Origin of the sequence: Streptomyces sp. NPDC012637, assembly GCF_042954805.1 — a bacterium.
In the GTDB taxonomy this organism is placed as follows: domain Bacteria; phylum Actinomycetota; class Actinomycetes; order Streptomycetales; family Streptomycetaceae; genus Streptomyces.
Genome location: NZ_JBIBDS010000001.1, coordinates 111486 through 129829 on the forward strand (window position 1 = coordinate 111486; position 18344 = coordinate 129829).

The 18344-nt window shown below is 73.6% G+C and carries 15 protein-coding genes; 11 read left to right on the plus strand and 4 right to left on the minus strand.

The genetic code is table 11. The features are described 5' to 3' along the window. The first annotated feature begins 82 nt into the window (after nt 1–82). The 8 genes from ACFY8W_RS00575 to ACFY8W_RS00610 all read left to right on the plus strand — a co-directional run bounded on the left by ACFY8W_RS00575 (nt 83) and on the right by ACFY8W_RS00610 (nt 9044). Complete coding sequence (locus ACFY8W_RS00575) at nt 83–1516, plus strand: cellulose binding domain-containing protein (protein ID WP_391098355.1); 1434 nt, start codon at nt 83–85, stop codon at nt 1514–1516. 168 nt (nt 1517–1684) lie between these two features. Then, nucleotides 1685–1891, plus strand: coding sequence for a hypothetical protein (locus tag ACFY8W_RS00580; protein ID WP_391098358.1), 207 nt, complete (start codon nt 1685–1687; stop codon nt 1889–1891). 80 nt (nt 1892–1971) lie between these two features. After that, a complete protein-coding gene (gene thpR / locus ACFY8W_RS00585) occupies nt 1972–2565 on the plus strand; it encodes an RNA 2',3'-cyclic phosphodiesterase (protein WP_391098360.1) in 594 nt (197 codons plus the stop codon). Between the two features lie 106 nt (nt 2566–2671). Further along, nucleotides 2672–3247 carry a helix-turn-helix transcriptional regulator gene (locus ACFY8W_RS00590; RefSeq protein ID WP_391098363.1) on the plus strand — a complete coding sequence of 192 codons (576 nt, stop codon included), beginning with the start codon at nt 2672–2674 and terminating at the stop codon, nt 3245–3247. Nucleotides 3248–3499: 252 nt separating this feature from the next. Beyond that, nucleotides 3500–5224 carry an acyl-CoA dehydrogenase family protein gene (locus tag ACFY8W_RS00595; protein WP_391098366.1) on the plus strand — a complete coding sequence of 575 codons (1725 nt, stop codon included), beginning with the start codon at nt 3500–3502 and terminating at the stop codon, nt 5222–5224. A gap of 175 nt (nt 5225–5399) precedes the next feature. Then, entirely contained in the window at nt 5400–5909 is a 510-nt protein-coding gene (locus tag ACFY8W_RS00600) for an FxLYD domain-containing protein (protein WP_391098368.1), read from the plus strand. 181 nt (nt 5910–6090) lie between these two features. Further along, a complete protein-coding gene (locus ACFY8W_RS00605) occupies nt 6091–7299 on the plus strand; it encodes a serine hydrolase (RefSeq protein WP_391098371.1) in 1209 nt (402 codons plus the stop codon). A gap of 179 nt (nt 7300–7478) precedes the next feature. Continuing rightward, a complete protein-coding gene (locus ACFY8W_RS00610) occupies nt 7479–9044 on the plus strand; it encodes a phospholipase D-like domain-containing protein (protein WP_391098374.1) in 1566 nt (521 codons plus the stop codon). A gap of 94 nt (nt 9045–9138) precedes the next feature. Here ACFY8W_RS00610 and ACFY8W_RS00615 read toward each other — a convergent pair whose 3' ends face one another. After that, entirely contained in the window at nt 9139–10560 is a 1422-nt protein-coding gene (locus tag ACFY8W_RS00615) for a DEAD/DEAH box helicase (protein ID WP_391098376.1), read from the minus strand. 146 nt (nt 10561–10706) lie between these two features. On the opposite strand from ACFY8W_RS00615, the gene ACFY8W_RS00620 reads away from it, so the two are divergent. Beyond that, nucleotides 10707–11090: a VOC family protein gene (locus ACFY8W_RS00620; protein ID WP_391098378.1), complete on the plus strand. Its 384-nt coding sequence runs from the start codon at nt 10707–10709 to the stop codon at nt 11088–11090. A 92-nt stretch (nt 11091–11182) separates the two neighbouring features. On the opposite strand, the gene ACFY8W_RS00625 is transcribed toward ACFY8W_RS00620, so the two are convergent. Beyond that, a complete protein-coding gene (locus ACFY8W_RS00625) occupies nt 11183–11605 on the minus strand; it encodes a hypothetical protein (RefSeq protein WP_391098380.1) in 423 nt (140 codons plus the stop codon). Between the two features lie 190 nt (nt 11606–11795). On the opposite strand from ACFY8W_RS00625, the gene ACFY8W_RS00630 reads away from it, so the two are divergent. Continuing rightward, nucleotides 11796–15278 carry a hypothetical protein gene (locus ACFY8W_RS00630; protein ID WP_391098383.1) on the plus strand — a complete coding sequence of 1161 codons (3483 nt, stop codon included), beginning with the start codon at nt 11796–11798 and terminating at the stop codon, nt 15276–15278. A gap of 7 nt (nt 15279–15285) precedes the next feature. On the opposite strand, the gene ACFY8W_RS00635 is transcribed toward ACFY8W_RS00630, so the two are convergent. Then, nucleotides 15286–16602, minus strand: a complete 1317-nt coding sequence (locus ACFY8W_RS00635) for a phytase (protein ID WP_391098385.1) — start codon at nt 16600–16602, stop codon at nt 15286–15288. Nucleotides 16603–16903: 301 nt separating this feature from the next. On the opposite strand from ACFY8W_RS00635, the gene ACFY8W_RS00640 reads away from it, so the two are divergent. Further along, nucleotides 16904–18043 (plus strand): SpoIIE family protein phosphatase, encoded by a 1140-nt coding sequence (locus ACFY8W_RS00640; protein ID WP_391098387.1) that lies wholly within the window; start codon nt 16904–16906, stop codon nt 18041–18043. A 65-nt stretch (nt 18044–18108) separates the two neighbouring features. Here ACFY8W_RS00640 and ACFY8W_RS00645 read toward each other — a convergent pair whose 3' ends face one another. Beyond that, nucleotides 18109–18333, minus strand: a complete 225-nt coding sequence (locus tag ACFY8W_RS00645) for a hypothetical protein (RefSeq protein WP_391098389.1) — start codon at nt 18331–18333, stop codon at nt 18109–18111. Between the last annotated feature and the right edge of the window lie 11 nt (nt 18334–18344).

Consider the following 18344-nt stretch of genomic DNA (forward strand, 5'->3'; position numbering starts at 1 on the left):
CGCCGGCCGTGCCCCAGCGCAGCGCCTTCCCGCCCCGCCCCTGTTCTCCCGCACAGCGTGGGAGTCACCGAAAGGAACAAGGATGAGCACTCGCCCCACCCGCCGCCGATCCCGTGCGGTCCTCGCCCTGGCCGCGCTCATGGGCAGCACCGCCCTGGCCACCCTGCCCGTCACGACCGCCTCCGCGAGCGCGGACGGGGTGGCCGTGCAGTACCGCACCAGCGCCTCCGGAGCCACCGCGGACCAGAGCGAGCCGTGGTTCAAGGTGCGGAACACCGGCTCCTCCACGATCCAGCTCAGCCAGGTCAAGGTCCGCTACTACTTCAAGGCCGACTCCCCCACCGCCACCTACCGCTTCGCCTGCTCCTGGGCCGTCCGCGGCTGTGCGGCGATCACCGGCACCTTCGGGACGCTCGCCAGCCCCACCGCCACGGCCGACCGCTACCTGGAGGTCGGCTTCACGCCGGGCGCGGGATCGCTGGCGCCGGGCACCGACACCGGCGACATGCAGCTGCGCTTCCACCAGTCGAACTGGCAGACGCTGAAGCAGAGCGACGACTACTCCTTCGGCGCCACCCAGACCACGTACGCCGACTGGTCCAAGGTCACCGCCCAGGTAGCCGGCGCCACCGTGTGGGGCACCGCTCCCGAGGGCAACGACCCGACGGATCCCACCGACCCGACGGACCCGACGGACCCGCCCGGCGGCGGCCAGGCCCTCTTCGACGACTTCAGCTACACCTCGCACACCGACCCGGCCGTATCGGCCCACGGCTGGAGCGTCCGCTCGAACTCCGGCGGCCCTGGCGTGCCCGGAGCGACGTGGGACCCGTCCAAGGTCACCTTCGTCAGCCAGTCCGGGAACACGGTGATGAACCTGGAGACCTCCACCGCCGGCACCGGCGAGTCCACCCGGCACACCGAGGTCCTCACCAAGGCCATGAAGTTCAGGAACGGCACCTACGCCGCCCGCGTCAAGTTCGCCGACGCCCCCAAGTCCGGCCCCGACGGTGACCGTCTCGTGCAGACCTTCTTCACCATCAACGACCTCAAGGCCCCGATGGCGGACGACTACGCCGAGTACGACTTCGAGTACCTGCCCAACGGAGGCTGGGGCGAGCCGGCCAACATCCTCTACACGACCTCGTGGGAGACCTACGCCCCCGACCCCTGGCAGGCGGTCAACCAGCACAGCGAGAGCCGGCAGAGCTTCGCCGGCTGGCACGACCTGGTCGTGACCATCGACGACCACGCGATCACGTACTACGTCGACGGCCGGCTCTTCGGCACCCACGACGCCGCGTACCTGCCGGAGCGGCCGATGTCGATCAACTTCAACCAGTGGCTGATCGACCTCGACGGCCAGACCTCGACCACGCCCCGCGCGTACGACCAGCAGGTCGACTACGTCCTGCACATCAAGGACCAGGTCCTCACGCCGGCCCAGGTGGCAGCGAAGATCGCCGCCTACCGCGGAGCCGGCACGACCTTCGTCGACGAGGTCCCGTCCAGCTGATCCGCCCGAGAGGAACGCGGACAGCCCAGCCCGCCGTCATGGAGCGGGGCAGGGCGGGCGCGGACGGGGGCAGGCACGGACGAGGGGCGCGGACGGGGGCGGCGCGGGCGGGGGCGGGCACGCACGAGGGGCGGGCGCGGAGAAGTGCGGCCATGGAGAAGCGCGGCCATGGAGAAATTCCGCGTCCCCGAGGACGCGACCGACCGTGACAAGGCCGGCGACGCCCCCACCGTCACGCTCGTCACCGTCGACAGGACGGTCGAGTACCGCGAGGAGGAGCCCGGTGACGGCAGCGGCGTGCGGCTGTCCCGGGTCACCGTCGCCGAGGCCCTCAGGCCCCGAGTCCCCTGGGTGGAGCGCGGTCCCGTGAAGTGAGGCGAGCACGCGCTCCCACTCCCACTCCGACTCCCACTCGAACATGACCCGAGGGGTCCGGATGGGGTACGAAGTGCTGCGTGAATGATCAGTCCATCGGCACGGCCACCAGCGCGACCATCCGTGTCTTCATCGCCCTCGCCCCGCCCGACCACGCGAAGGACGAACTGGCGCGACAGCTGCGCCCCGCCCTCGACACGTACCCGGTCCTGCGCTGGAACCGCATCGAGGACTGGCACATCACCCTGGCGTTCCTCGGCGAGCTGCCGGTCACGGCGGTGCCGCCGCTGCGGGCCGCGCTGGCGGACCTCGCCGCGGCCCGCCGCCCGCTGGAGCTGGAGCTGCGCGGTGCCGGTCACTTCGACGAGCGGGTGCTGTGGAGCGGCGTCGAGGGCGACCTGGAAGGACTGCACCTGCTCACCACCGACGTACGGGCCGTGGTGAAGGACTGCGGCATCCCGTACGTGGACCGGCCGCTGCGCCCGCACCTGACCCTGGCCCGTGCCCGGCGCGGCGACGCGTCGTCCGTGACGCGGCTCGCCGCGGACCTGGCGGGATTCTCCGGCTGCGGCTGGCCGACGGAACGACTCCATCTGGTGGGCAGCAACTTCGGGCGCGGCCCGGGACCGATCCGCTACCGGGACATCGAGTCCTGGCCTTTCGGCAAGCGCTGATCCCGCCGGCGGGTGCGCCGTGACCACCCGGCTTGCGGGCCAGGGTGAGTCGCGTCTCATCCGGACGGGCTTGCTATGCAACAAGGTGCATAGCAAGATCGGGGGCATGGCGCTCGACCACGCGATCCTCGTGTCCCTGCTCGAGAAGCCCGGATCCGGATACGAGCTGGCCCGGCGCTTCGAGCGGTCCATCGGATACTTCTGGACCGCCACCCACCAGCAGATCTACCGCGTGCTCAAACGCATGGAGGCCGAGGGCTGGGTCGACGTCCGCGACGTGTCCCAGTACGGGCGGCCGGACAAGAAGGAGTACTCCGTCGCCGCCGCCGGTCGGGAGGCGCTGTCCGAGTGGCTTGCGGCGCCGATCGAGCCCGAGAGCGTACGGCACGATCTCGCCGTGAAGATCCGGGGCGCCGCCTTCGACGACCCCGCCTCCCTCATCAGCGAGGTCGAACGGCACCGGCAGGCGCACCAGAGCCGCCTCGCCCACTACCTCGCGGGCGAGGCGCGCGACTTCGGAGCGCCGCCGGCCGTGGACGACGGTCCTCCCGACGCCGAACGTGAGCTCCAGCACGTCGTGCTGCGAGGCGGCATCGCGTACGAGCGGATGATGATCGACTGGCTCGACGACGTCCTCGCCACCCTCGCCCGGTTCGGCCCGGGCAAAGAACCCGAGCACTGAGCCCGAGCACGATCCGGACCCTGATCCCGGCCCCGCGCCCGGACCCCGCCCCGAGCCTGCGGCCGGGCGCCGGACCCAGGCTTCGCCCCGAGGTGCCGGACGTCCCCAGGGGCCGGCCGGCGCCCGGCCCCGAGGCCAGGCTCTGGAACCAGGTCCCGCACCGACGTCACCGCGCCCCGGCGCCGAGTCCGTGCACCGCACCCACGTCCAGCTTCACCACCACCCTCATCCCGATCCGGAAAGGCAGACGTCATGGCCGACCCGCTGCTCTTCAACCCGCACACCTACGACCCGGCGCACTTCGACCCGGAGACGCGCCGCCTGCTGCGCGCCACCGTCGACTGGTTCGAAGCGCGCGGCAAGCGCCGGATCATCGAGGACTACCGGACCCGGGCCTGGCTCGGCGACTTCCTCGCCTTCGCCGCGGAGGAGAACCTCTTCGCGACCTTCCTCACGCCCGCCTCCGCCGCCGGAGGGTCCGAAGGCGACAAGCGCTGGGACACCGCCCGCATCGCCGCCCTCAACGAGATCCTCGGCTTCTACGGCCTCGACTACTGGTACGCCTGGCAGGTCACCATCCTCGGCCTCGGCCCGGTCTGGCAGAGCGACAACGCGGCCGCCCGCGCCCGGGCCGCCGAACTCCTCGCCCAGGGCGAGGTGTTCGCCTTCGGGCTCTCCGAGAAGTCGCACGGCGCCGACATCTACTCCACCGACATGCTCCTGGAGCCCGACGGCGCCGGCGGCTTCCGCGCCACCGGCTCCAAGTACTACATCGGCAACGGCAACGCGGCCGGCCTCGTCTCCGTCTTCGGCCGCCGCACCGACGTCGAAGGCCCCGACGGCTACGTCTTCTTCGCCGCCGACAGCCGCCACCCGGCCTACAGCCTCGTCAAGAACGTCGTCGACTCCTCGAAGTTCGTCAGCGAGTTCCGCCTCGAGGACTACCCCGTGACCGCCGAGGACGTCCTGCACACCGGGCGCGCCGCCTTCGACGCCGCCCTCAACACCGTCAACGTCGGCAAGTTCAACCTCTGCACCGCCTCGATCGGCATCTGCGAGCACGCGATGTACGAGGCCGTCACCCACGCGCACCACCGCATCCTGTACGGCCGGCCGGTCACCGCCTTCCCGCACGTGCGGCGCGAGCTGACCGACGCGTACGTCCGGCTCGTCGGCATGAAGGCGTTCAGCGACCGGGCCGTCGACTACTTCCGCACCGCCGGCCCCGACGACCGCCGTTACCTCCTCTTCAACCCGATGACGAAGATGAAGGTGACGACGGAGGGCGAGAAGGTCATCGACCTGATGTGGGACGTCATCGCCGCCAAGGGCTTCGAGAAGGACAACTACTTCGCCCAGGCGGCCGTGGAGATCCGCGGACTGCCCAAGCTCGAGGGCACGGTCCACGTCAACCTGGCCCTGATCCTCAAGTTCATGCGCAACCACCTCCTCGACCCGGTCGCGTACGAGCCCGTCCCGTCCCGCCTCGACGCGGCCGACGACGACTTCCTCTTCCGCCAGGGCCCGGCCCGAGGCCTCGGCTCGGTCCGCTTCCACGACTGGCGCCCGGCCTTCGACGCGTACGCCCACCTGGCCAACGTGGTCCGGTTCCGCGAACAGGCCGACGCGCTCTGCGAGTTCGTGCTCAAGGCCGCTCCGGACGAGGAGCAGAGCCGCGACCTCGACCTGCTGCTCGCCGTGGGCCAGCTCTTCGCGCTCGTCGTCCACGGCCAGCTGGTCCTGGAGCAGGCCGCGCTCACCGGTCTTGACGAGGACGTGCTGGACGAGCTCTTCGCCGTCCTCGTGCGCGACTTCTCGACGTACGCCGTCGAGCTGCACGGCAAGGACTCCGCGACCGAGCAGCAGCAGCTCTGGGCGCTCGGCGCGGTCCGCCGTCCGGTCGTCGACGAAGCGCGCTCCGAGCGCGTGTGGCAGCGGGTCGAGGCCCTCGCCGGCACGTACGAGATGACCCCCTGAGCTTCGAGGCCCGGCGCCGTGCCAGGAGGTACGGCGCCGGGCCCGGGAGCAGGCCGACCCCACTGGTGCCCGGGTCATCCCCCTGTCGCGGCGCGCGCACCCGCGTACGGCGTAGTGTTCCCCTGTCGGGGTGAGTCCGGATGCCGTCCGAAGTCCTTCAGCGGACGCTGTACGCATGTCTCATCAGCAGCCGCAGCCCGGATGGGGCCCGCCACCCGGACAGGGAACGGGCACGCCTGCGCCTCGCAGGCGCAACACGGGCAGGATCATCGGATTCTCGTGCCTGGGTCTGCTCGCTCTCGTCGTGGTGCTGTTCGTCGCCGTCCTGGCCATCCGAGGTGGTGGGGACGACGAGCGGGGACCGGTTCCCACGAGCCCTCCCGGCCGGTCCAGGGCGGAGGAGAGCGGTGCCAGGGGCGATGTGAAGGTCACGGTGTGCAAGGTGGACCCGGTGACGAGGTGGCCCAGCGCCGAACTGCTGATCACCAACCGGTCGAGCAAGGCCAGCAACTACGTCGTGCACGTCGAGTTCGTCGACGCCTCCGACAAGCGCCTGAGCGAGGCGTACGCATCCACGAACGGCTTGAGGCCGGGTCAGCAGGCCGCGGTGACGGCGCAGTCGCTCGACCAGGTCTCCGTCACGGTCACGTGCCGGATCACCGACGTCACCCGGTACGCGTCCTGACGACGCAGGCTCTTCCGGGACCTCGGCATGTCCGTCCGGTGGGCGGCTGCGCGAGGACACGGCCAGATGGCGCAGGGACCGCGCGCCGGGGCGGCGGGTCCGGGAGAGGTGTCCGATGCTGGGCGTCGGACCGCCCGTCGCGCCTGCGGGCGTCCGTCGCCGCGTCCGAAGGAGTCCACACGTGCCCGTTCCCGCCCCCGCAGCCCGTTCCGGTCGGCGTGTCGTCCGGCGAGCGCTCGCCACGGCCCTTGCGGCCGGAGCCGCGCTGACCGGTACGGCGGCGGCGCCCGTCGTCGCCGGCGGGCCCCCGCCCGTCGGCCACGGCCCTCACCACGAGGACCTCCAGCGTGCTCTGGCCGGGCTGGTGGCCGCGCCGGGCGGGCCGCCCGGGGCGATCGCCGTGCTCACCAGGGACGGGCTGCGGAAGGTCTACCGGGCCGGCACGGCCGAGGTGGGCACGGGGCGCCCGCCCCGGGCCGGGGACCACATGCGCATCGCGAGTGCGGCCAAGGCGTTCAGCGGGGCGGTGGCCCTCAGCCTGGTGGACCGGCGCGCCCTCGCGCTCGACGACACGATCGGCGAACGGCTGCCCCACCTCCCCGTCGCCTGGCACGCGGTGACGCTGCGCCAGCTTCTCCAGCACACCAGCGGCCTGCCCGACTTCAGCCAGAGCAAGGCGTTCCAGGACATCGTCCGCGCCGATCCGCGGCACCACTTCGACTCCCGCCGTCTGCTGGACTTCGTGGCCGGCCAGGGCCTCACCTTCCCGCCGGGCAGCCGTTACGGCTACTCGAACTCGGACAACATCGCGGTCGCCCTGATGGCCGAACAGGCCACGGGGCGGGCGTACGAGTCGCTGCTGCGCGAGCTGGTCTACCGGCCGCTCGGCCTCCGCGAGACCAGCCTGCCGCAGGGCTACCGACTGCCCCGCCCGTACCTGCACGGCTACGGCACGGCGCCGGGCGAGCCGCCGGAGGACGTCAGCGAGGCGATCAGCGCTTCCGGCGCGTGGGCCTCGGGCGGCATCGTCTCCACCCCGGCCGACCTGTCGACCTTCATCGGCGGCTACGCGGGCCCCTGGCTGCTGACCCCGGCCACCCGTCAAGCGCAGCAGGACTTCCTTCCGGGCGGCGCCTCCCAGCCCGCCGGTCCCGGCACCAACTCGGCCGGGCTCGCCTTGTTCCGCTACGCCACCCGATGCGGCACCGTTCTCGGCCACACCGGCAACACCCCCGGCTACACCCAGTTCGCCGCCGCCACCCCCGACGGCCGGCGCACGATCACGGTCTCCGTGACCAGCCAGGTGCCGCTCGACCCGGCTCTGCTCGCCAGGCTGCGGGCGATCGAGGAGAAGTTCGTGTGCGCCCTGCTGGAACACGGGCGGCCCTGAGAGCGGCTGACGGGGCGTCGGTGGGAGCGATAACGGCCGAAATTGACCCGGGTTGGGGTGAACTGGCGTCTACGCGCTGGTAACTTACGCGAGTTGATCAAGGTCGCGGCCCGGCACAGGGCCGTCGGCCCGCGCCACCCCCCGACCTAGGAACCACATTGGCACGCACCATCCGCACGATGGCTCTTCCTCTCGCCCTCTCCACCCTCCTGCTGTCCGCCGCCCCGGCGTCCGCCGACGCTCCCACTCCTCACCTGGACGCGGTGGAGCAGTCCCTGCGTCAGGTCTCTCCGGGCCTCGAGGGCTCCGTCTGGGAGCGCACGTCGGGGAACCGGCTGGGCGCGTCCGCTCCCGGCGCCCCGGACTGGCTGCTCCAGACCCCCGGCTGCTGGGGCGATCCCACCTGCGCCGACCGCGCCGGCTCCCGACGCCTGCTGGAGAAGGTGCGCGAGGACATCGCGAACGCCCGGCAGAGCGTGGACATATCCACCCTGGCCCCGTTCCCCAACGGCGGTTTCCAGGACGCGATCGTGGCCGGCCTGAAGGAGGCGGCGCAGAAGGGCAACCGGCTCCAGGTCCGCGTCCTGGTCGGCGCCGCGCCGGTCTACCACGCCAACGTGGTTCCGTCCTCCTACCGCGACGAGCTGGTGAAGAAGCTCGGCCCGGCGGCCGCGGGCGTCACCCTCAACGTGGCCTCGATGACGACGTCGAAGACGGGCTTCTCCTGGAACCACTCCAAGCTGGTCGTGGTGGACGGAAGCTCGGTGATCACCGGCGGCATCAACAGCTGGAAGGACGACTACCTCGACACCACCCACCCGGTGAACGACGTCGACCTCGCGCTGTCCGGCCCGGCGGCGGGCTCCGCCGGCCGCTACCTCGACACGCTGTGGGACTGGACCTGCCGCAACAAGGGCAGCTGGACCAGCGTCTGGTTCGCCTCCTCCAACGGTGCGGGATGCCTGCCCACACTGCCCCGGACCGCCGCCCCGGCCACCGACGGCGACGTCCCGGCGCTGGCGGTGGGCGGCCTCGGCGTGGGCATCCGGCGGAGCGACCCGACCTCGTCGTTCCAGCCCGTCCTGCCGACGGCATCGGACACCACCTGCGGGTTCGGGGTGCACGACTACACCAACGCCGACCGCGACTACGACACGGTCAACCCGGAGGAGAGCGCCCTGCGGGCACTGGTCGCGAGCGCGACGGAGCACGTCGAGATCTCACAGCAGGACATGAACGCGACCTGCCCGCCGCTGCCCCGCTACGACGTCCGGCTCTACGACACCCTCGCCGCGAAGCTCGCCGCCGGAGTGAAGGTGCGCATCGTCGTCAGCGACCCCGCCAACCGGGGCACCATCGGCAGCGGCGGCTACTCGCAGATCAAGTCGCTGTCCGAGGTGAGCGACGCCCTGCGCGGCCGCCTCAAGGTGCTGACCGGTGACGAGCCGAAGGCCAGGGCCGCGATGTGCCGGAACCTCCAGCTGGCGACGTTCCGCGCCTCGGACCAGCCGACGTGGGCGGACGGCAAGCCGTACGCCCAGCACCACAAGCTGGTCTCGGTGGACGACTCGGCCTTCTACATCGGCTCGAAGAACCTGTACCCGTCGTGGCTGCAGGACTTCGGCTACGTCGTCGAAAGCCCCGCCGCCGCGCGCCAGCTGGCGGACGGACTGCTCGCCCCGCAGTGGAAGTACTCGCAGGCCACCGCGACGTACGACTACACGCGCGGCGTCTGCCAGGGCTGACGCCGATCGGGCACCCCGGGCCGGCACGTGCGCCGGCCCGAGGTGTCCGAGCGCGCCGGCGGACGAGGAGGAACGGGGCGGCGGCGGACGTCGTCTACGCGCCGCGCCGCACGCGGGCGGCCTTGCGGGCCTCGGCCGTGCGCCGGGCCTCGGCCGACTTGCGGGACTCGTTCTTGGCCCGGCCGGGCCTTCCGGGGACGGTGCCCATGCCGCGGAAGGGCGCGCCGCCTCGCCGGTCGCGGCCCGCGGAGGCGGGGGTGCCGCCGTCGGGGCCGGCGGAGGGGGTCCTGGCTCCGGTGATGCGTCGCAGCTCGGGCTCGCCGGGGCGGACCTTGGTGATCCGGGGCCGGATCCCGGCGTCCGTGAGGAGCCGCGCCAGGTCGCGGCGCTGGTCGGGCAGGGCCAGGGTGACCACGCTTCCGGAGGCGCCTGCCCGTGCCGTGCGGCCGCCGCGGTGGAGGTAGTCCTTGGGGTCGGCGGGCGGGTCGACGTTGACGACGAGGTCGAGGTCGTCGACGTGGATGCCGCGGGCGGCGACGTTCGTCGCCACCAGGACGTCGACGGCCCCGGTCCTGAAGCGCTCCAGGGTGTCGGTGCGCTGGGGCTGGGACTTGCCGCCGTGCAGCGCGGCGGCCCGTACCCCACTGGCCACGAGGTGCCGCGTGAACCGGTCGACGGCGTGCTTCGTGTCCAGGAACATGATCACGCGCCCGTCCCGCGCGGCGATCTCCGTGGCGGTGGCGAACTTGTCGGCGCCGTGGACGTGCAGCACGTGGTGCTCGACGCCGGAACCGGTCTCCTGGGCGGGATCGGCGTCGTGGACCACGGGGTCCCGGAGGTACCGGCGGACCAGGAGCTCGACGTCCCGGTCCAGCGTGGCCGAGAACAGCATCCGCTGTCCGCCGGGCCGCACCTGGTCAAGCAGTTCGGTCACCTGCGGCAGGAACCCCAGGTCGGCCATCTGGTCGGCCTCGTCGAGGACCGTGATCTGCACCTGGTCGAGGCGGCAGGCCCGGCGTTCGACGAGGTCCCTGAGGCGGCCCGGAGTGGCGACGAGGACCTCGGCCCCGGCGCGCAGCTCGCCCGCCTGCCGGCCCGACTGCAGACCGCCGACGACCGTGGCGAGGCGCAGCTTCAGGGCCTGGGCGTACGGAGTGAGCGCCGCGGTCACCTGCTGGGCCAGCTCGCGCGTCGGAACGAGGACCAGGGCGAGCGGCTTCTTGGCATCGGCGCGGCGGCCGGCCGTGCGGGCGAGGAGCGCGAGCCCGAACGCGAGCGTCTTGCCGGAACCGGTACGCCCCCGGCCGAGGACGTCGCGTCCCGCGAGGGCACTGGGCAGGGCGGCGGACTGGATCGGGAACGGGCTGGTGACGCCCTGCCCGGCCAACGCCGTCAGGACCTCCTCGGGCAGCCCCATGTCCTCGAAGCGCTCCGCGGCGGGCAGCGGAGGGGTGCCGGTGTGGCCGGTGAGATCGGCGAGGCCGGTGGGATCTCCCGTACGGGCCGAGGGGTTCATGGGTGCCGTGCCTTCGTCGATGGGGTGACCACCAAGGAAAACACGGCGGAGCTCGGCCGGTCGAATCCCTGAGTCCTGCCGCGGGAAGGCCCTGTCCGGGCAGGTGGCTCTGGCAGCCGGAGGGAAGATCAGGAAAGCTGGCCCGCATGATCTCGGTACTGCAGAACGTGGCGATCGACTGTGCGGACCCCTACGAGCTTGCCCGGTTCTGGAGCGGGGTGACCGGCCGTCCCCTGCACCCGGACAGCGAGCCCGGTGTCCGGGAGGCTCAGGTGATGCTGGCCGAGGGCCCCGTTCTGTACTTCAACCAGGTGCCCGAGACGAAGAGGTCCAAGAACCGGATCCACCTGTGCCTGCGCCCTGACACCTCACGTGATCTGGAGGTGGAACGGCTGCTCGGCCTCGGCGCGACCCTGCTCGACGACCTCCGGAACGACGACGGCTCGGGCTGGGCCGTCCTTGCCGACCCCGAGGGCAACGAATTCTGTGTCCTTCGCAGCGACTCCGACCGGGCCGCGTCGCCTGCCTGACGCATGCCCGCCGTCCGGGCCGGAGCGGCACGGGAGACCGGAGCGGCGGAAAGGACTGCGCGCGGGCGGGCCCCCGTTCCGCCCGGACGCGCCTACACCCCGCCCGGCTCCCCCGTCGTGCGCTCCGCTCCGTGCGGCTCGACCGGGCGGCGCCTGCGGGCCCGTACGCAGCGCACGAGTCGCGTGATGCCGTAGCCGAGCAGCCAGGGCAGCACCGTGATGCCGCCGACGTAGACGGCCACGTAGCCGAGGAAATCGGTCAGGTGTGGCGGCAGGTCCACGGCGCCGTCCACCCGCACCGGGCGCTCCCACCGGCTCAGCGGGAAGATCATGGCGATCGCCGAACTGACCACCGGGTACAGCGGGACCAGGACCGACCACCACCGGGGCCGCGGACCGGGCGCGGAGCCGCACCACACGCCCAGGAACAGCATGGCGAACGGCCCGAAGAACACCCACAGGACCGTCGGGAAGAACAGCAACGCCCACCACTCGTCCCCGTACCCGGACATCATCAGTGCCTCCCCCGTGAAGTCGCCGCCCGGACACAGGGCCTTCTCCCCCGTCCTGCGTCCGCACCGGCCCGCGCCCCACAGCCAAGCACGCTCCGGTGGTGCGCGGCAGTTCCCCGGATCCGCCCTCGCGCCCGGGCCCGGGCGGATATTCGCTGGGCCGAGCTCCGCGCCTGAGGCACAATCCCCAGCGATGATCTTCACCGCTGACGAGCTCCTCGCCGTTCTCGAGCCCCTTCCGCACGCCGAACGGCTCCGGCAGACCGCCATCACCGCCCACCGGCTCGCCCGGCGAGGTGCCCTACGGCGCCTCCTCGCCGACCTGGACGAACGCGGCCCCTACGAGCGGCGTCTCGCGGCGCTCGCGGCGCTCACCGCCGGAGAGGCGGAGCACCTGGCGGAACGGCTCGCCGACCCCGATCCCGTGGTACGCCGGTACGCGCTGCGCGGCGCGAGGAGACTGCCCGTTCCCGACGGCGCCGTCGAGGCCGCCTACGACGACGCGCCCGCCGTGGTCCGTGCCGACCTCGCGCGGCTCCTGCGCGACGGGCGGCGGGCCGGGCTCGCCGAGCGGCTGGTCCTCCGGGCGCGTGCCGAATACGGGGAGCGGGACGCGGCACGGCTTCTGCCGGGCTGTTCGACGGAGTTCACCGCGCGGCTGCTGCCCGGCCTCGCCGGGGCGATCGCGTTCGAGGACTGGAGCACGCTGGCCGTACGGCATCCCGTTGCCGTACTGGACCACGTGGAACGGGAACTGGCGGGCCTGCCCCAGCGGTTGCGCAACCGCTGGTGGCAGCGGCACGCCACCGCGATCGCCGCCGCCACGCCCGCCGGGCCTGCCCGTGTGCTGGAGCTGCTCGAGCGATACGGGCCCGACGACCTGCCGGGTCCGGTGAACGACCGGCTCGGCGAGCTGGTCGCGGTGGACGCCGAGCGCGTCACACGGTGGCTCGCCGCCCCGTCCCGGGCGGCCGCCCGGTGGGAGCGTACGCCCGGCGGGGCGGTCATCCGGCAGCTGGTGGCGGCGGACCCGCCGTCCCTGCCCGCGCTCGCCGCCCGGTGGTTCCAGCGGGGGGCGTTCGGCACGCTGCTGCGGTCGATGCCGCCGGGGCGGCGCTCCGGCTTCGTGGACGCCGTCGGCGCCGTGGCCGATCAGCGCTGGAACATCGGCGCGCGCGAAGAGGTGCTCGGCCTTCTGCCGGCCGCCGAGCGGCACGCCCGGGCCCGGACGGCCGTCGAGGCGCTCCGCGCCGAGCGCCGTTCGAGCTGGGACCTCTGGAGCATGCTCGCCCTGCTCCCGCCGGCCGAGGCCCGTCCCGAACTGCGGGCGGCCCTCGGCGCCGGTGACGCCGAGGAGCGCGGGACGATCTGGTACTGGCTGGCCGTCAACGCCGGTCGCACCCGGGATCCGGAACAGGTCGCGGAAGTCCTCGCCCTGGCCGCCGGCCGGCTGACGAACGAGCGCGACCCCGTGCGCGGGGAAGCCCTGTCCGGGTTCGCCGATCTGCCGGCCCCGCTGCTCGCGGCAGCACTCGACATCCGCACGCCCGACGGGGACCGCACCGGCGCCGCGTCCCTGGAACGGCTGTGCCTGGACGCCCTGCGGGCCCGGGACTGCTCCTACGGGACGCGGGAGACCCTCCGGTCCCTGGCGTTGGCCCTGCTCGGCGTCGGGGCCCCGCACGGTTCGCGTGACGGTGCCGCCGCCCCGCGGACCGCCGTACGCGTCATCGAGGCACTCACCGCTCACACCGGGAAGGTCGAACTCGGCCCGCCCCGAAGCATGGCGCGCCTCGCCGGGCTCGGCGCCGTGCTCGACGCGCTCGGTCCGTGGCTGGACCGGGCAGCCGACGGCGGAGACGTCGCGCCCCTGCTCGCCCTGGTCCGGGCCTGCGGGCCGCGCGCGGACCGGATCCCGGAACTCCAGAACCGCCTGGAGCAGGCCTTGCGCAGCTGCCCGGACGCAGTCTTCGGCCAGGTCGCGGCGGCCTGGCTGGCCGACCCCGCTTCTCGTGGCGACCGCGTGGCCGAGCTGCTGGCGTGGGAGCCGACGGCGGTGTTCCTGCCCGAGGTGCTCGCCGTGCTCTCCGCGCAGCGCACCGACCTGCTCGACGGCGCGCTGTCCCCGGCCCCGCCCCAGGGCGGCCGCTTCAGGGCCGCCGGAGCGGGCCGACCGCTGCCGCCCTTCCGGTACGCCGACCGATGGCTGCCCCGGCAGCAGCTGGCCGCGGTCCGGCTGGCCGCCGCCGCCATCGCCGACCCCGGCCGCGGGCTCGACGAACGCGCCGCGCTGCTCCGTGCGGTGGCGCCGGTGCCGGAGCGCGGCCGGATCCTCGTCCAGCGGTACGCGGCCGTCGCGTCGGCCGCGGCGGGCAGCCCCGGGGACCCGACGACAGGGCCCGCGGCGCCCGAACAGGCCGAGGCCGCCCTGACAGCGGCGGCGCTGGAGGCCGCCGCGCACACGGACGACCCGGCCGGCGCCCTCGGCACCCTGCTCCACCACGCCGGCGACGACCGGGCCGCGGCCGCCTGGTCCGCGGCCGGCCGCGCCGCCGCCCACGCCCGGCCCACCCGGATCGCGGCGCTGCTCCACGACGTCCTCACCCGCGAGAGCGGGGTGAAGGTCACCGTCCGCAAGGCGGCCGCCCGCCTCGCGGCCGACCATCTGCCCCCGCGCGCCGCCACCGCCCTCCTGTCCGCCGTGGGCCGCGCCCCGGGCGTCCATCCGGACGTCCACGCCACCGTCGTCCGGCTGGCCGCGACCCTGCTGCCGGCCGAGGAGATGTGGGCCCTGTTGGAGTCGGCCGCCGCCGACGGGCCGGAGGCCGCCCGGCGCACGCTCCTGGACGTCAACCCGGCCGACCTGGCCCCGGCCCACCGGGCCCGGTACGGCGAGCTCCTCGCCCGGCTGCCCTTCGTCGCCGAGGAAGCGACGGCGAACGCGGTCCTGTTCGTCCTGCGTGACTGGGCGCCGTACACGCCCGCCGCCGGCACGGCGCTGGCGGACGTCTGCGCCGACCTCGCCTCGCCGCTCACCGTCTGGCGGGCGACCTACGGTCTGACGGAACTGGCGCAGTCCGCACTGCCCCATCCGGTCGGCGGCGCCGAGCCCGGCAGCCTGCTGCACGGCGTCGTCGACCGGCTCCTGGCCCTCATCGCGGCCGGCGAACCGGAGGGTGGGGAGCACGGCGGGGACCTGCCTGCCCGCCGTCGGCTGCGGTCCCTCGTCGACTCGTCGATCCGCGACCACCGGGTGTGCGCGGCGCTCGCCGGACAGCTGGCTGCCGAACCGTCGGTCACGTCCGTCCGCACCGGCCTCCTCGTGCGGGCGATCGACCCGGAGGCCCCGGGGCCCGACCTGCTCCTCGGGCTCCGCGGCCTCACCGCGGCGATCGAGGACCGCCCTGTCCTCGCATTCCGGGTGGCCAAGGACCTGGAGGAAACGCACCGCTCCGGCGCCCCTCTCGCCGATCCCGCCTCCGGACTCGCCGCGGTCAGAGCCCTCGGCAGCGGCGGCGGCCTCGTCGAAGGTCTCCTCGCCCTGGGGCTCGCGACGGCGCTCGGAATCCGCCAGAACTGGCCGGACGTCTGCCGAGCGGCCGTCGTCGCACTACGCCGCCATCCGCAGCGGGAGGTCCAGGAAGCGGCCCACGACGTCGCGCTCGGCGGCGGCTGAACCCCCGTCAGTCCGCGTCGCGCGGGTCGAACGACTCCGTGTCGACCGTCAGCCGCTGGGGAAACGCGCCGGCGACGGCGTCCCAGCGGACGAACTTGAAGTTGGTCCCCTCACGGTCGCCGTCGGCGGGGGTGGCCTCACCGTCGTGGGTGATCAGCATGCCCTTCGGGAAGGCCCGGCCCAGGGGCACGTTGACCACCGTGGAGCCGTCGGAGTGCTGCACGCCGTCGACCGCGCCGTCGGCGATGCGGAAGGCGCCGACGTAGTCGTTGTCCCCGTCGCGCTCGTACACGGCGAAGGTGTTGTCCCCCTGGCTGGAGGCCAGGACGTAGCCGGTGCCGTCCTGCGCGTGGTAGATCGTGATGCCCTCGGCGTCGGCGCTCAGGTGCTCACCTCCGAAGCCGGGGTCGGCGGCGGTGTCGAGGACGCACTCCTCCTCCTCGGCGTCGTACGTCCAGGGCGTGCCGTACTCGCGGACACGGTCGACCAGCTCCGGGTCCTCGAACTCCGCGTCGTCCAGGTCGATTCGCCACAGACCGACGCGCTCCTGGGCGGCGTACAGCACGTGCTCCTCCTGGTCGACGGCCATGCCCTCGACCTGGGGCCGCTCGCCGGGGTCCGCGCACGGCGTCCAGCTCCGGCCGTTCGGCAGGGTGAAGGAGGCGGGCAGGTCGAGGGTGTCCGCGGTGCCGTAACCGACGTGCCCGTCGCGGTCCTTCAGGCGCAGCAGCCGCAGGCGGGTCTCCTCGCGCCGCGACACCACCACGTAGGCCTCGTCGTCGTCGCTGAAGGCGGCCAGCCCGTAGGAGGTGCGCTGGTCGTCCACCTCGGCCTCGTCGGCGGCGAACACCGGCGGCGCGGCGGGGTCGGTGACGTCCTTCAGCGGCGGCCTGCCCTCGGCGACGGCCCGCGGGTCGATCGCGTAGGCGCGGACGCGGTCGCGGCCGCGGTCGCTGACGAGGGCCAGGTCCGTCTTGCGGCCGCCCAGCTCGAAGCCGTAGACGATGTCGACGTTGTTGAAGCGGCCCGGCTTGGCGTCCTCGCCCGGGGCCTGGGGCGCGGTGACGTGCTGGAGGCGGCGGCCGTCGAGCCCGTAGACGTCGAGCCCGGCCTCCTTCAGCGTGCCGATGACGATGCTGCGCCCGGGGTTCGCGGGGTCGACCCAGACGGCCGGGTCGTCGGCGTCGGCGTTGCCGCCGTCCTCGTCGTCGTACACCGCGGGGGTCTCCACCGTGGCGGTGAGGGTCACGGGCACCGCGGGGCCGGTGGTCAGGGCGAACGCGGTGGTCAACGCGGTCAGCGTGCTGAGAGCGAATGCGCTCACGTTACTCCTCGGTAAGAGTGTGGTCGCGGGCGACCATACGAGTGACCGGCGACCGCGTTCGTACGTGAGGGTGAACGCCCCCTGAATCCTCGTCCCTGCCGCTCCTCTGGGAGGGCGGCCGCACCCGGTTCCCGCCCCGTCCCCGGCCCGCCCCGGTCCCCGGCTCGCCGGGGTGCCGCCCCGCGCACGCCCAGGCTCCCCCCGAGGGCGTGCCCGGGCGCTCCACGGCGCGACCGGGACGTGCCGCGCCGTGGGGGCCCGGCAACGGGACATGCCCCGCCGCCTGCGGTATGCCTTTCGCATGGATCCCCACCGACGCGCCTCCGTCCCCCGCCTCACCCGGCGCGGCGGCAAGCTGCTGCTGGTCGCGCCGTTCGCGCTGATCGCGGTGGTCACCGTGGTGGACGTCCTGGTTCCCCCCGAGGTCCATCTGGGGCCGTTCCTGATCGCCGCGCCCGCGATGACGGCGTCGTTCGCGGGGCCGCGGATGACGGCCTTCGTGGGCGCGGTCGCGGTCCTCGCCCAGTCGGTGGTGGCGGTCGCGCGGACGAGCCTCACGGACCTCAACCACACCTACCAGATCGTCGCGCTGGTCCTGATCTCGGTCATCGCGACCTTCTTCGCCCATCTGCGGGAGCGGGACGAGAGCCGGGTGTCGCGGCTGCGCTCCATCGCCCACGCCGCCCAGAGCGTCGTCCTGCGACCGCTCCCCCACCGGGCCGGGCCGCTGCGCATCGCCTCGGTCTACCTCGCGGCCGAGGAGGAGGCGCAGATGGGAGGCGATCTGTACGCGGCGGCCCGTACGGCGACCGGGACCCGGCTGCTGATCGGCGACGCCAGGGGGAAGGGGCTCGACGCCATCAGCGAGGCGTCGCTCGTCCTCGGCGCCTTCCGGGTCACGGCCGGCCGGGAGCGGGAGCTGCCGGAGCTGATCAGGCACCTGGAGGCGGGAGTCGGTTCGGCGGAGGCCGACGGTGCGTCGGCGGCGGGACCGGGTGCGGACGAGATGGCCGACCACACGGACGAAGCCTTCGTCACCGCGGTCGTTCTGGACGTCCCCGACGCCGAGCCGGTGGTGCGGCTGGTGAACTGCGGTCACCCGCCGCCGCTGCTCCTCAGGGAGGGACGGGTGATCTCGCTCGACACGGGGGAGGCGAGCCCGCCGCTGGGTCTGTCGGACGTCCTGTCCCCCGACGTGACGGTCGAGAGCTTCCCCTTCGGCGTCGGCGACACGCTCCTGCTCTACACGGACGGGGTCGTCGAGGCCCGGGACCGCTCGCGCGCCTTCTACCCGCTGACGGAACGGCTCGCGGCCTGGGCCGGGGACGATCCGCAGACGTTGGTCGACCGGTTGCGCGCCGACCTGCAGGCGTACGCGGGCGGCCATCTCGGCGACGACGCGGCGCTCGTCGCGGTCGAGCGGCTCGCGCCGGGGCCGTAGGCGTCAGCCTGACCGCCCACGGCCCGACCGGCCTGACCGCCCACGGCTCCGGGACGGCCGCTCCCTCAGGGCTTGGCCGCGCGCAGCTTCTTGAGGGTGCCGCCGACGGGGACGAGGCCGTCGCCGTCGGGCCTCATCTCCTTCGGGTTCAGCGGCAGGGTCTTCGTGACGGGGGCGGCGGTGTCGAGCGGCAGCGCCTCGGCGACGTTGCCGACGCCTCCGGCGTGCGCGGGAGCGGCGATGGCGACGCCGGTGAGGGTGAGCACGGCGGCAGTGACGATCTTCTTCATGCCTGGAGGAA